8 protein-coding genes are annotated in these 14,334 nt (G+C 47.9%); all 8 read left to right on the forward strand.

Features of this window, described 5'->3' with window-relative positions; translation table 11 throughout:
• Positions 1–78 precede the first annotated feature (78 nt).
• The 8 genes from BMW65_RS13115 (at position 79) to BMW65_RS13150 (ending at position 14,237) form a co-directional block, all read left to right on the forward strand.
• Positions 79–627: an RNA polymerase sigma factor gene (locus tag BMW65_RS13115; RefSeq protein ID WP_090605991.1), complete on the forward strand. Its 549-nt coding sequence runs from the start codon at positions 79–81 to the stop codon at positions 625–627.
• Positions 628–738: 111 nt separating this feature from the next.
• Positions 739–1,875: a FecR family protein gene (locus tag BMW65_RS13120; protein ID WP_090605992.1), complete on the forward strand. Its 1,137-nt coding sequence runs from the start codon at positions 739–741 to the stop codon at positions 1,873–1,875.
• A gap of 261 nt (positions 1,876–2,136) precedes the next feature.
• Entirely contained in the window at positions 2,137–5,478 is a 3,342-nt protein-coding gene (locus BMW65_RS13125) for a TonB-dependent receptor (protein ID WP_218145404.1), read from the forward strand.
• Positions 5,479–5,489: 11 nt separating this feature from the next.
• Positions 5,490–7,271 carry a RagB/SusD family nutrient uptake outer membrane protein gene (locus BMW65_RS13130; protein WP_090605994.1) on the forward strand — a complete coding sequence of 594 codons (1,782 nt, stop codon included), beginning with the start codon at positions 5,490–5,492 and terminating at the stop codon, positions 7,269–7,271.
• Between the two features lie 34 nt (positions 7,272–7,305).
• Positions 7,306–9,948 carry a hypothetical protein gene (locus BMW65_RS13135; protein ID WP_090605995.1) on the forward strand — a complete coding sequence of 881 codons (2,643 nt, stop codon included), beginning with the start codon at positions 7,306–7,308 and terminating at the stop codon, positions 9,946–9,948.
• Between the two features lie 6 nt (positions 9,949–9,954).
• The gene (locus BMW65_RS13140) at positions 9,955–11,835 is read left to right on the forward strand and encodes an aldolase/citrate lyase/malate synthase family protein (RefSeq protein WP_090605997.1); all 1,881 of its coding nucleotides are present in this window, start codon (positions 9,955–9,957) and stop codon (positions 11,833–11,835) included.
• A gap of 39 nt (positions 11,836–11,874) precedes the next feature.
• A complete protein-coding gene (locus tag BMW65_RS13145) occupies positions 11,875–12,489 on the forward strand; it encodes a NanQ anomerase/TabA/YiaL family protein (protein ID WP_090605998.1) in 615 nt (204 codons plus the stop codon).
• Between the two features lie 8 nt (positions 12,490–12,497).
• Positions 12,498–14,237 carry an L-lactate permease gene (locus tag BMW65_RS13150; RefSeq protein ID WP_090606000.1) on the forward strand — a complete coding sequence of 580 codons (1,740 nt, stop codon included), beginning with the start codon at positions 12,498–12,500 and terminating at the stop codon, positions 14,235–14,237.
• The last annotated feature ends 97 nt before the right edge of the window (positions 14,238–14,334 follow it).

Below are 14,334 nucleotides of genomic sequence, written 5' to 3' on the forward strand. Positions count from 1 at the left end.
TTCAGCTGATATTTAATTGTTTCCTTTTTACTTCCATTGAAACTTTTTTTAAGTTTGCTTGATTTGCATTTTCATTCAATGGAAGATCTGAGCAGATATACCGATTATGAACTTATTGAATTACTGAAAGCAGGTAGTGAATGTGCTTTTGACGAAATCTATGACAGGCATTGGTCCAGCTTATCCCATCATGCGTATCAGCTATTAGTGGATGAGGATGACTGCCAGGATGTTTTGCAGGATGTTTTTATGACACTGTGGAAGAAAGCTCCGACACTTTCCCTCACGAATTCCCTTGCTGCCTATCTCCATGCGCTGGTCAGGAATCGTATTCTAAACATGCTGGCCCGAGACAAGGTTCGGGCAGCATACCTAAACCAACTTTATCACGAAGGCGATACAATAGCCATGACCGTAGACGAGCAATTATTGGAAAAAGAGCTAACGCAGATCATAACCGAGGAAGTCGATAGGATGCCGGAGAAGATGCGGGCGGTTTACAGGCTGAGCCGTGAGCAGCAGCTAAGCCAGCATGAAATTTCATCGAAACTTGATATTTCCATATCTACCGTAAAATTCCATTTGAATTCGGCGCTTAAGCGCCTGAAAAAGCGTATTGAGCCGTAAATTGAATTTTTTGTCCCTCATTTACAGCTGATTGTGTAAAATCCTTCGTGCCCTACCTGTACCACTCCACCCCTAAACTGTCATATCTATCAAAAGCAGGGTTAGAAGACAATGACTCAGGAAGAATTAAGCAGGTTGCTTGAACGGTATGCAAACGGAGCATGTACTGAGGAGGAAGAAGCAAAGCTTCGTTCTTGGTACGATACCGTATTGCAGAAGAAGAAACATACCCTGCCCGATTCGGATAGCCGCTACCTTAAACAAAAGGTATTGGCCTCCGTGAAGCAACGCATGCACGAAGATTCACGTAAAAAAGCGAGCCCGTTGTTGTACCGTGCCCGCCTTGGTAGATACATCGTAGCGGCGGCATCGTTGCTTGTTGCTGTTGTCTTAGGGTATTATTTCCTTGGGTTACAACCCTCGGTTAATGACCAACAGCTTGCAACGACTGAAATCGTCCCCGGTGGCAACCGCGCCATGCTTTCCCTGGCCGACGGACGGAAGATAGCGCTTAGGGAAAATCAGGCTGGTGTTATTATAGGGGATGCAATCACGTACACCGACGGTACTTCCGTTTTCGATGAGGGGATGGATGGGGCGACGATCGGTGGTGTGAATCCGTTGGAACTTACTACACCCATGGGGGGGACTTATCGTGTCACCTTACCGGACGGCACCAATGTATGGCTGAACTCCGCTTCGACATTGAGGTATCCGAGTCGGTTCGTAGAGAAGGAGCGTGTGGTAGAATTTATAGGCGAGGGGTATTTTGCTGTAGCAAAAGACAACGGAAGACCATTTAAGGTCATTACCGCAGGCCAAGAGATCGAAGTATTGGGCACGGAGTTTAACATATCCACATACGACGACGAACCTGAAATAAAAACAACACTGGTAGAAGGATCGGTGCGTGTTGCACCGGTTCGTGGACATCGTCAACAGGTGATCCTCCGGCCCGGTCAACAAAGTGTTGTTCAGGGGGAGAGCGTTGTGGTGAGGGAGGTGGACATCGCCCCTTATATCGCCTGGAAATCGGGAATGTTCCATTTCAAACAAACGCCACTTGAGGAAATGATGCGGCAAATCGAACGCTGGTACGATGTGGAGGTCGTGTATAAAAGCCAAGTACCACAAGAAAAGTTTGGTGGTAAGATGAAGCGGAATGTGAGCTTACCTACCGTACTGAAGTTGTTGAAAGCCTCGGAGATCGGCTTCCATATTGAAGGGAAAAAGATCATTATTGATTAGCTAACCAAATTTTGAAAATAACCAATAAGTTAAACCAAATTATAAACAAAATGAAAACATGAAGATAGTACTGTAAACAGATAGAACTTAACACAGGGAAGTGTCTCCAGCACCCCCCTGTGACGTTCAGATATTGCGAATTATAAACCAAGTATTGTAAACCGGATTTAATATCCAAACTGTACAAACGTAATGATAAATTATGTAATTCCTCCATTGTATTGGGGGAAAAAGCCGAATGGCATTAACCAATTATTTCGAATGACAAAATTAACCGCGCTTTTGCTCGTTTTAGGGTGCATGCATTTGAATGCGCGGTCGCTTTCGCAAACAATCACCTTTAAGGCAAAAAATCAATCGTTGATCACGGTGTTTGAATTCATTGAAGCCCAAACGGGTTATCAGGTAGTGTACAACGAACGCTTTATCAAAACCGCCAAGCCGGTGACCATCAACGCAAACAGGATGTCATTAGCGGATTTTTTGAAAGCCGTATTAACCCCCCAGTCGTTGACTTACCAGATTGAGGAAAACACGGTACTGATTAGCAGGATACCTCAGCCGGTGTCACGGGTACAAGCCCCGCCTTTACTTATCCAACAACGGGAAATATCCGGCCGTGTCACGGATGAACAGGGAAATGTACTACAAGGGGTGACTATATCAGTGAAAGGTACTGCTGCTGCCACGACATCCAATGAGAACGGAGATTATCGCCTTGCTATCCCTGATGATGCAAACACGTTGGTGTTCAGTATCGTGGGGTTTGAACCTCAGGAACATCCAATCGGTACATCCACAACAGTCAATATTACATTGATAGGGTCGATTAGCGACTTAGAAGAAGTCGTGGTCGTAGGCTATGGAACGGTAAAGAAAGAAACGCTGACCGGATCGATTTCTACAGTGAAAGGTTCCGAAATCCTGCAAGCCCCAGTGACCAATGTGAGCAACAGCCTGAGTGGTAGACTGCCCGGATTAGTCGCCGTTTCGCCAAGTGGCGAACCGGGTAATGACGCGTCGATACTCCGGATTCGAGGGGTTAATTCGCTTGGTGATAATAACCCTTTAGTGGTTGTAGATGGCGTACCTGACAGGTCGTTGGATCGCATCGATCCCGCGAGCATCGAAAGCATTACGGTTTTAAAGGATGCGGCTGCCGCTATCTATGGTGCGCGAGCGGCAAATGGGGTTATTTTGATTACAACGAAACGAGGAAGTACAGGAAAACCAACAATCACGGCTAACTTTAATCAAGGGTTTGCTCAACCGACACGTATTCCCGAAATGGCGAATGCTCAGGAATATGCTACATTGCTAAATGAAATTAATTTATACGCAGGCTTTGCGCCACTTTATTCGGAAGAAGAGTTGGCAAAATTTGCAGACGGTTCGGATCCTTGGCGATACCCCAATACTGACTGGTTTGACGTCGCCTTTAGGCCATGGGCCAGCCAGAATTATGGCAATCTATCGGTATCAGGTGGCAGCGAGGCTATCAAGTATTTCATGACGGTCGGTGTCAATTCGCAAGACGGCTATTTTAAAAATAGCTCACATAAGTATCAGCAATACAGCTTCCGTAGCAACGTAGACGGAAAAATCAATGAATATATCAGTCTTGGATTTGATATCGCGGGCCGCATGGAAGACCGCAATTACCCAACGCGACCCAATAATGATCTTTTTGGTGCGGTGATTATGGGTAAGCCCACCATGGTTGCGTATTGGCCAAATGGTCTAATTGGGCCGGCTATCTCCGACGGGGACAATGCCGCGATTATCGGTACGGATGCCACGGGCTATGATCGGAGTAAGTGGTATATCTTGAATACAAATGCCAAGCTAAACATCACGATTCCGTGGGTAGAAGGGTTGTCCGTTAATAGTAACCTGGCCATTGATAAGGGATTCAACTTCCAAAAACGTTTTGAAAAACCTTGGTATTTGAATATTTGGGATGGGCAGACCGTCGGCGATGATGGATTACCTGTGTTGGTCAATTCAAAACGTGGGTACGCAGATCCACGTCTAACGGAACGGATGGAAGACAACCAGAATATCCTCATTAATGCCATGGTAAACTATCAAACCATGTTGTTTACGGATCATTCGCTCAAGATATTAGTTGGTATCGAATCGATAACTGGAAAAGGAGATCGGTTCAATGCGTTTCGCCGTGGATTTATTTCAACTTCGCTGGATCAGTTGGACGCTGCACCGGATTTGGAACAGAGTAACGGTGGTTCCGCATTTGTGAGTGCCCGCCAGAACTATTTTGGTCGTGTAAACTACACCATCGCCGACAAGTATTTAGCGGAATTTGTGTGGCGATATGACGGTTCGTACATCTTTCCGGAAAATAAACGTTATGGCTTTTTCCCGGGCATTTCCTTAGGCTATATTATATCCCAAGAGGGATTCTGGAAGGATAATATACCGTATATCAACCACTTTAAAATACGTGCTTCCTCCGGAAAGACAGGGAATGACCGGATTGACGAATTTCAATATTTAGCAACATTCGGTATTCGTGGCGAGCGATTCATTACCAATCGGAATGTCGAACTGCTTTCTTTGTATGAAAGCCAGATACCCAATACGAATGTGACATGGGAGGTTGCTAATCAATCCAACATTGGTATCGATGCCGGGTTGGCAAATGGCAAAATTTCCATCACGGCTGATTACTTCAACTATAGGCGCTCCAACATTTTATGGTGGCGGAATGCATCCGTTCCCCAAACAACGGGATTGACCCTTCCCCGGGAAAACATCGGTAAAGTAAGGAATCGGGGATTTGATTTCAGTGTTACTTATGATGATAAAGCGGGTGATTTCTCCTATCAGGTTGGGATAAATGGCGGATATCAGAAAAATGAAATCACGTATTGGGATGAATCGCCGGGTGCTCCGGAGTATCAACGTTCTACGGGACGTCCCATCCCATCCGACCCCTTGAATGCCGACAACGATTTATACTACCAAGCGATCGGTGTGTTCCGTGACCAAGCTGAGATTGATGCCACCCCACACTGGGGAGGTGCCCGGCCGGGGGATATTATCTTCGCTGATGTCAACGAAGATGGGAAAATAGACGCGCTGGATAAGGTTCGGAATGATAAGACAAACCTACCCCGTTTAACTGGAGGCCTCTCCATTGGGCTGCAATATAAAGGATTTGATTTTTCGCTACTTGTACAGGGCGCTGCAGGGGGTGTTTTATATTCCCAGACAACCTCTGGAGAAGTGGGCAACTACCTCAAGGATTTTTATGAAAATCGGTGGACACCTGAAAACCCCGATGCTTCCTACCCAAGAACCTTTAATTGGAACCAGGAATACTGGAGAAACCAGCGCAATACCTTTTGGTTGCAGAAAACAGATTATATCCGGCTGAAGAACATTGAGGTCGGCTATAGCTTGCCAACAGCGCTTAGTGCTAAGTTTGGTGTGCAAAATCTGAGAATCAACGTAAACGGATATAATTTATTCACATATTCTCCGGGATTAAAAGACTTCGATCCGGAATTGGGAGTTGGAACAGGGCGAAGTTATCTCGTCCAAAAAATAGTGAACGCCGGTTTATCTGTAACCTTTTAATTAAACGAATAATGAAAAAAATTGCATATATCACCATGCTTGTATTTGTGATGGCAAATACAATTTCATGCCAGAAATCTTTTCTTGATAAGCAGCCCTTGGATCAATATTCTGCTGACAATTTATGGAACGATCTCGGACTCGTAGAAATATTTGTAAACGATATCTATGGCGGTATACCCCATGGATTCAGTGTAGTGACACTTTCTGCCGTTGTTGATGAATCGATGTACCGATTCGAGACCAGTGACGCTACGAACAGTTTGATAACGCCCAGCTACTTGTCTTCATTTACGGCTGACGGAATGGCTAAATTGGGTTGGGAAAGTATTTATGGTTATATCAGGGCTTGCAATCTACTATTGGAGCAAATTGATAATGTACCGACTAATGATGAAGCGTTCCGGAATCGTTTGAAAGGGGAGGGGCACTTCTTACGGGCACATCTCTATCACAACCTCGTATCCATGTATGGCGGAGTTCCCCTTATTACCCAAGCCTATACACTGGAAGATGAGTTCTTAGTTTCCAGAAACACGTATGAAGAATGTATCCAATTTATCAGTGAGGAATGTGATAGGGCGGCCGAATTGCTGCCGCTTGTCCAAACGGACGTCAATGTGGGTCGCGCAACGAAAGGGGCTGCATTAGCACTCAAGTCAAGGGCACTGCTATACGCTGCAAGTGACTTGGCAAACAATACATCTTGGACCGGAGGATATCACCCCGAATTGGTTGGCCATATTGGTGGCGATCGGACGGCCCGATGGCTTGCTGCGAAAAATGCAGCAAAAGCGGTAATGGATTTGGGGGTTTATGAACTCCATGGAAAAGATCCAGCACCGGGTGATGATGTGGCTGCAAATTATGGGAATATCTTTACGTCGTATGGTACGTCAGAGGATATCTTCGTTAAGTTTTTTACCATCAGATCCAATATGGACGGTTATAACCCCGGCTTATATGCGAATCCTAATGGCTGGAATGGATGGGGCATTTACACGCCAATTGGCCAGATGGCGGACGCTTATGAGACCCGCGACGGGAATAAGTTTGATTGGAATAATCCGAGTATGGCTAATGCTCCTTACGAAAACAGGGATCCGCGTTTCTATGCATCCATTAACTATAATGGTGCGCCATGGCGGCCAAGGCCGACGGAAGTGGTTAGCTCCGATCCGGAAGGCGTGATCCAAACAGCCTATTATGAACGGTGGAATTCGGCGACCAATTCTATAGTCACCGTACCCGGATTGGATACGCGCGAAGGCCCCTTGAAAAATTGGAATGGCACGTATACCGGATATTATCAGCGCAAATACATCAACCCTGCCCTTGATGGGGAATTTGTCAAACAGGATTTTCCATGGCGGCATTTCCGCTACGCCGAAATTTTGCTGAACTATGCCGAAGCGTGCATGGAGTTGGGAGAAGACGGGGAAGCCAGAACCTACCTGAATAGGATAAGAAAAAGAGCAGGCATGCCCGATATCACCGAAGCGGGAGATGCATTGGTTGATCGCTATCGCAATGAGCGTCGGGTAGAGCTGGCATTTGAAGGACATCGCTATTTTGATGTGCGCCGTTGGATGATTGCCGAAGAAGCTTATGCTGATGCGGAAGGAATTGAAATCGTTTATCCACTCAATCCGGATAGGACGACCTCCACAACGGCGCAATACACGGTGGTGAATGTACAAGGACGGACCTGGAATCCCCGGTTCTATTTCCTACCCATCACTATCGAAGAAATGAATCGAAATAAGGAGCTGATCCAGAATCCTTTATATTAAAACCCTTATAAATTCATCGTAAACTAATTTTAACATGAAAGGAAAGTTTAACCGAACGATGGTGCTGATTTCAGTGACCTTGTTGGCTATCTTGGTGAACAGCTGTGCCGGGCTGGGGCGTAAAGAGCTCTCCATAGTTGTCGATCCGACTGTTGGTGCTGCCGTTGAGCATGGCCTCAGCAAATTGGAACATGCACTTGAAGACAAAAATATTTCGTTTGAGCGGGTTAGGACGTTGGAAGAAGCACAAGGTAAATGGGTGATAGTAGCGGGCTTGGCGTCGGGAGAAGGGGGTGCGGCACAATTGATCCAAACAGAAAACCGTACGGCTCCATCCGTGCCGGAAGCATTAGCGATTTGGGAAACCACATGGCAGGATAAGCCGGTATGGGCAGTGACAGGGTATGACGAACGGGGCTTGATGTACGGATTGCTGGATGTCGCCACCCGGATCGGATGGGCGAATGAAGAATCGCCAATGGCTGAAATCGAAGCGATTGATGAAAAGCCAGACGTCGCCATGCGGGCCATTTCCATGTATACGATGAACCGTGCCTACTGGGAAAGCAGGTTCTATGATGAAGCCTATTGGGAACGTTATTTGGATATGTTATCACAAAATAGGTTCAATTCATTGGTTGTCATTTTTGGCTATGAGAACGGTGGCTTTTTAGCACCGGTATATCCCTATTTTTTCAATGTCGACGGATTTCCGGATGTCCAGATGGTCGGCATCAAGCCGGAAGAGCAGCAGCGTAACCTGGAAGCATTAAACCGCTTGATTAGCATGGCCCATGATCGAGGCATTGATGTATCGGTAGGTATTTGGGATCACATCTATCGTGGCGGGGTACAAGCAGGCGGCATACCGGGACAGGAAGACGCTCCCGACAAACCCGTGGAGGGGCTGGTTTGGGGCCTTGACGGGGATAACCTCATGCCTTATACAAAAGCGGCATTGGCCCGCTTCATCGAACTAGTACCCGATCTTGATGGCATTGAGTTCCGGATGCATGGCGAATCCGGGCTGGAAGAAGGTGAGCAGGAGGCCTTTTGGGCGGATGTATTTAAATCGATGAAAACAACCGCTCCCCAAATGAATTTTGTTTTACGGGCCAAAGGAATGGCTGAATCCGTCATTCAGACCGCATTGGACGAAAAGGTGAATTTCAAGATCGAAACCAAATATTGGATGGAGCAGATGGGCATGCCTTATCACCCAACCCATATCAACCGTGAAAATCAGTTTGATCGTCGCCATGGGTATGCAGACATGTTACGTTACCCGCAAACCTACCAGATGTACTGGAGGCTGTGGAACGGCGGGACGACAAGGATATTACTCTGGGGTAGCCCTGAATATGCCCGCCGTTTTACCGAAAGTACAATGTTATACAATGGGGATGGTTTTGAAGTGAATGAACCGCTGGCCACGAAAATGGAAGCTCAACCCCACGATGCCCGACCTTTCGACCTGCTAAATGAAAAATATCGTTATTACGATTATGAATTTGAGCGATACTGGCATTTTTTCCAAGCATTCGGGCGTATGGGCTACAGCGCGTCCACTCCATCGGTTATATGGGAGAAGGAGTTTGAGTCGAGGTTTGGGCGAGATGCAGGCCCCATCGTACAAGAGGCCATGCATCAGGCAAGCTGGATATTGCCCCGAATCATTACTTCGGTATATAATTATGAAAGCAGTTTCCCTACTACACGGGGATGGGCTGAAAAACAACGCCTTGGTGATCTAAGGCATTATGCCGCCGGGGAGGGAAGCGATATCCAGCAATTTGCCAGTTTTGATGAGGAAGCACGGTTGTTGGTGGATGGAGGCGAGACGGCAAGAATACGTCCATCGGCAAACAGTAAATGGTTCGAACAAACGTCTGCCGAGCTCAACCAGTTAATTGCAGCGGCTGAAAAAGCAGTTGGGGAAACCCAAAACAAAGAGTTTTTTGCTACCATGACCGATTTGAAAATACTGTCAAATTTGGCGCTTTACCATTCGAGAAGGATACCGGCCGCCGTGAGCTACCGTATCTATGTAAATACGAAAGACCCGTCTGCGCTTGATGAAGCGATCGCTTATGAACGGGAAGCCATTGAGGCGTGGCAACAACTTGTTGATGTGGCTGGAGATGTCTATACCGATAACTTAATGATGGGGGTAAGAGGCGTTGTCACCAAAAAGAAAAATGGCGACTCGTGGGTACAGGATCTTGGTGGGCATTGGCGGGATGAACTGGTATTATTGAAGGAGGATCTCGCTGGTTTGGAACAGGAGCGCGCCAATCATACGAAAACAACAAGTACCGTGGCCCATTATAAGCCGTCACCTACAACAGACGTCTCTTTTCAAATTGGCCATGAAGCGGTCACCGATATTGCGCTGGGAGCGCCACTGACCGTAGAAGCTCGCATAAGTTCACCGGCAGGTATCAAGTGGGTTCGGTTGAGGCATCGAAATGTCAATCAGGAACTCGAATACGAAACCACCCCCATGCTTCCGGCAGGCGATGGGGATACCTATCGTGCAACGGTGCCACCGGGCAAGATCAATCCAAAATGGGATTATACGTACTTCATCGAAGTCATGGACAATGAAGGGCATGGTCAGATTTACCCCGACCTGACGAAAGAGACACCGTATATCATCGTGAAGTTAAAAAGATAAACGACAATGGCTAATAAAGAATTGATTATACCAGCAGATATCTTGGGGGCATACCGTGACGTTTTCACGGCGGAAGCGTTGGATACGTTAGCGGTATTGGCCCATTATAATGTAGCGATAAAAGAAGCCATGGTTGCCCGCATCAAGCGGCGCAATGATCGTGCAGCGCAGCAGGAAAAAATCAGGTTTCTGGACGAGGAATCGTATATCCCACGGACAAACATCAACGTGGGCGATGCCCGTGAGGGCAAGTTTGAAGGAGCGGTCATTCCCGCAGATCTCCAACGCCAGTGGATACAGGGTACGGGGCCTGCTGCCAAGCCGAATGCCCCGGTGGACAGCAGCATACGCAATGTGGCGTATGCCTTACTGTCCGGTGCTGATGGCTGGATGTTCGATGGTGAAGACGCCCTGGGCCAGATCAGTACCATGTCACTGGACAACCAGCGCAACCTGAAACTGGCTTTCAGTCGCGATCCATTGTTCCTCGGGGTCGCAGAACGGGTGGCCGGTGAAATGAACCGATGGGCAACGGGGTTTTTGGGACGCGAGACCATCCGGGACTGGCGGTCGCAACTGGATTTTACCACGAAGATATTTCGTGCCAGGGGCCTCCATCTTGCTGACCGCCATATCCGCGCCACGGATGGCACGGCTTTCTCAGCGTCCATCGTGGATTTGGTGTTGTACGTGGTTAACAATTTCCGGGCGCTTCAGGCGTCCGGATCTGCTATTGTGCTTTACCTTCCCAAAATCCAGACAGCCGGGGAGGCGGCATTGTGGGATGAGCTGATTACCGCGCTTGAAAGCCACCTGGGATTGGCAACGGGCACGATCAAGGTGTATGTGCTCGTGGAACAGTTGGAAGCCACCTTCCAACTGATGGAAATCCGGGCGGCGTTGGGCAAACATTTTGTAGGATTCAATACCGGAAGGTGGGATTACATCAACAGTGTGGCCGATGCTATGAGTTGGGATAAGGAATTTATTCATCCCAATATCGAGGAAATCACCATGACGTACGGTTACATGCGCAATTATGAAGATCGGGTAAGGCGCGCCGTAAATACGCCGGATGTCAACGGCAATACGGCACTGTGGCAGGGGGGCATGGAACCCAACATTCCGGTTGGCTCTGCAACCGGGGTGACGGAGAGCATGGAAAGGGCCGTAGCCGGTGCACGACGCGAACAGCGTGCGGGGGCGAGTGGCAAATGGGTGGCGCACTGGAAGATGGTGCACATTGTACGGCCGGTATGGGAAACCGTGGGGGAGGATAACCAATTGGGCAGGGCGTTTCCAAGCCTTACGTATACGGCGGAAGATGCTGGAGGCCTGACGTTGCTCGAACCGGCACAGCGGACGGTTAGGGGCGCACGCAACCTGCTGAGTGTGGCGCTGCAATACGGCAATGCCTTTGGACAGGGGATGCAGGCAGCGGCGTTGAAACCCGCGGATTTCTTCGGGAATGACGATGTCCTGTACCTCATGGAAGATATGGCTACCGGCGAAATCCGGCTGAGTATCCTTTGGGAATGGCTGCATAAAGGCGCACGCCTCACCGAAGACGAACCTGCCGCCGGAACCAAGGCGGGCGATAGGTTCACGCCCGAATTGTTCACCCACCTATTGGACGAGGAGTATGGGAAGTTATTGGCTGCAACAAACAAGGATGTGCACGATGATTCCAAAGGTACGACGTTACCGATTGCCAGGGCAATTGCACTGGCATACGTACACAATGCGTTGAAACTTCCGTGGTTTGTCGACCTACTAAACATTAACCTCAATAATTATAATCTCCTTGTCGCGGAAGAACGTATCCGGTTATATATCAAAACATTTAACGAAACGAAAGTCCGCATCACAGGGAATTTGGATTTTTAGCTAACAGACCTGTTTTATCCGAATAGAAAAAGACATCATATGAATAATTTACGCATATTAGTATTGTTTGTCACATCGTTATCCGTATACGCATGTCAACAAACGGGCAAGGATACCGTGACATCGGACGAAGAAATAAACACCTGGTTCGAACGCAAAGAGTGGCTTGGGAATGTAGCATTAGCACCGGATCCGTCCATCAACAGGGTCGTATTCTACAATGAATACCATCAAAATAAGGAGCTTTGGGATAAGGCGTTTGACTATATGGCAACGACAGATTTCGATTCACTGCCAGTTGGGGAATATCCATTGGTGGGAAAAGATCTGTTCGTAAAAGTGACGGCGTATGAAACCGTAGACAGCAGCATAAAGGACTACGAATCCCACAGGCAATACACCGATATCCAATTTGTGGTATCAGGTGCCGAACATATAGGCTTGGACAATAGGGATGGGTTGTCCATAAAAACGCCATACAGCGAACCGAAAGATATCGAATTTTACGAGGAAAAAGAGGGACGCAACCTGTTGGCACAGCCGGGTACATTTTTTATTTTTTTCCCTTCGGATGCGCACCGCATGGGATTGGTAGTCGGCAGTGGTCCGTCACCGGTTAAAAAGGTGGTCATTAAAGTCAAGAACAAGGAGTAACCAACGCTATGAACTGGACGCAAGTTTCTGACCCGTTTGGTAACGTGGTGTTATCTGCATTGATCGCTTTTCTTCCCATCGCCTTCCTGTTTTGGGCGCTCATTATCCGAAAAATGAAAGGATACCAAGCGAGCCTGATTGCGACAACGATTGCCGTATTAATCGCCGTGTTTATTTATGGTATGCCGGTTGATTTAGCCCTGCTTTCCACGGCGCATGGTGCACTGTATGGGCTCTTCCCGATATGCTGGATCGTCATCTGCGCCGTATTTTTATTCAATATCACGGTAAAAAGCGGCCAATTCGATGTTATCAAACATTTTATGGCTACCATCACCGATGATAGGCGGCTACAGGCGCTCATCATCGCCTTCTCATTCGGCTCCTTCTTGGAGGGAACTGCGGGTTTCGGGGCTCCTGTGGCCATTACGGCAGCCATGTTGGTGGGCTTGGGCTTTAACCCGCTTTATGCTGCGGGAATATGCCTGATTGCCAACACGGCCCCGGTAGCCTTCGGCGCAATAGGCACCCCGATATTGGTGGCCGGACAAGTATCGGGCATTCCCGACATGGCGATATCGCAAATGGTAGGCAGGACGTTGCCGCTTCTTTCGTTATTTGTGCCGCTGTACCTGGTCATCCTGATGGCTGGTTTCCGGAAAGCCATCGACGTATTGCCCGCAATTTTGGTAAGTGGCGGCACGTTTGCAGGCCTCCAGTGGCTTACATCCAATTTTTTGGGACCCACGCTGCCCGATATCATTTCGGGAATCGGTTCCATCGTGGCACTTATGGTATTCCTTAAATTTTGGAAACCGAAACGGATATGGCGGTTTAACGATGAGCCTTTGCCCGCGGAGCGGGCGGGAATATCCTATTCCGGCGCCCAGGTATTCCGGGCATGGTCGCCCTTTATCGTCTTAACGGTGATGATGATGGGATGGGGGATAAAGCCGATAAAGGAGGTGCTTGACCATTGGACACTGGTTACGCTGGAAATCCCACACCTGCACCAAGCCATACAAAGTGTGGAAGGAAACCCCATACCGCAGGTTTTTAAATTTAATTTCCTTTCAGCAGCAGGAACGGGCATTTTGATAGCTTCCGTGATCTCAATGCCATTGATTGGGATTACGATGCGTCAAGGGTTCCATATTTTTATAGCGACAGTAAAACAGCTGAAATTTCCGATCATTACAATCAGTGCTGTTTTGGGTTTTGCCTTTGTCGTAAATGATTCAGGGATTACCATCAGCATGGCAAATGCCCTTGCGGCTACAGGCGTGTTGTTCCCCTTCTTCTCCCCGTTATTGGGTTGGTTAGGTGTCTTTATCACCGGATCCGATACCTCGGCCAATGCATTATTTAGCAAATTGCAGGCAACTACCGCGAGTTCCATCGGTGTGGATCCGGTGGTGACCGTAGGGGCCAATGTTTCGGGAGGGGTGGTTGGGAAAATGATTTCCCCACAGTCCATCGCCGTCGCTGCGGGCGCGGGTGGGCTTATCGGCAGGGAAGCCGATCTGTTCCGTTTCACGGTCAAACACAGCTTTATCTTACTATTGGTTGTTTGCCTTATCGTGTCAGCGCAGGCTTATTTGTTTAGCTGGTTGATACCGGATTACCAGTTGGAAAATGCCGAGCATGCCGTGGTTTCCACGGCTATTTCCAAGGGATATTTATACCTGTTTTTACTGGTTGTCATACTGGCATTGTTGTTCATGAAAGTACGGTTTTCACGTAAATGAAAATCGTTAGTTTGTACTCAGAAGAATAAAGACAAGCAATGAGAATAAGCCGTGAGTTATACCTTTGGCTAAAAAGCTCCATCTGCTGCCCTAACTT

The sequence above is a fragment of the Parapedobacter koreensis genome (assembly GCF_900109365.1).
Classification (GTDB): Bacteria; Bacteroidota; Bacteroidia; order Sphingobacteriales; family Sphingobacteriaceae; genus Parapedobacter; species Parapedobacter koreensis.

What these genes read in the sequence shown, in the direction of transcription:
- BMW65_RS13150 (WP_090606000.1), top strand. Translation starts at nt 12,498, where the DNA reads ATGAACTGGACGCAAGTTTCTGACCCGTTTGGTAACGTGGTGTTATCT.
- BMW65_RS13140 (WP_090605997.1), top strand. Translation starts at nt 9,955, where the DNA reads ATGGCTAATAAAGAATTGATTATACCAGCAGATATCTTGGGGGCATAC.
- BMW65_RS13135 (WP_090605995.1), top strand. Translation starts at nt 7,306, where the DNA reads ATGAAAGGAAAGTTTAACCGAACGATGGTGCTGATTTCAGTGACCTTG.
- BMW65_RS13120 (WP_090605992.1), top strand. Translation starts at nt 739, where the DNA reads ATGACTCAGGAAGAATTAAGCAGGTTGCTTGAACGGTATGCAAACGGA.
- BMW65_RS13145 (WP_090605998.1), top strand. Translation starts at nt 11,875, where the DNA reads ATGAATAATTTACGCATATTAGTATTGTTTGTCACATCGTTATCCGTA.
- BMW65_RS13130 (WP_090605994.1), top strand. Translation starts at nt 5,490, where the DNA reads ATGAAAAAAATTGCATATATCACCATGCTTGTATTTGTGATGGCAAAT.
- BMW65_RS13115 (WP_090605991.1), top strand. Translation starts at nt 79, where the DNA reads ATGGAAGATCTGAGCAGATATACCGATTATGAACTTATTGAATTACTG.
- BMW65_RS13125 (WP_218145404.1), top strand. Translation starts at nt 2,137, where the DNA reads ATGACAAAATTAACCGCGCTTTTGCTCGTTTTAGGGTGCATGCATTTG.